Annotated in this window: 1 pseudogene; it reads left to right on the forward strand. The window is 34.6% G+C overall.

The features are described 5' to 3' along the window. A pseudogene (locus J7R05_RS09435) lies at positions 1 to 357 on the forward strand (hypothetical protein); the annotation flags it as partial. Between the last annotated feature and the right edge of the window lie 77 nt (positions 358 to 434).

Raw genomic sequence — 434 nt, forward strand, 5'->3', positions numbered from 1 at the left:
CTTGATTGGCTTGGGTTTAAACGTCGTGTTTGGAAGTCATTCTGGTTAAAGAGGAAAAATGCCGATTCTACTGGGAAGTCTTGGAGTTACGATATTTGGTAATGATGGTATTTCGCGATTAGCTAAACGATATGTTTTTTTCATGAAGCAAAAGTATAGGAAACTGTTTATTATTGTATAGGGCGAAAAACTGAATACATTTTTGATTCAGCTTTTGGTATTGATCCACTTGCAGATCCACGTTTGATAGGGTTTCATATTCACAGAAAAACAAAAACCACTCAAAAATCTCAGGAAGGAAGATTTTATCATTGGGCAGTATCTCGCATTTCTAATGCGCATGATTTTTTCAGGTAGAGTTATTATTGCTATTTTAACCATTGGGATTTTAATTTTTCCTAAAGAACATTGATTGTAGCTTGCGTAAGAGAGTA

The sequence above is a fragment of the Bartonella capreoli genome, assembly GCF_902813205.1.
Taxonomy (GTDB): Bacteria; Pseudomonadota; Alphaproteobacteria; order Rhizobiales; family Rhizobiaceae; genus Bartonella; species Bartonella schoenbuchensis.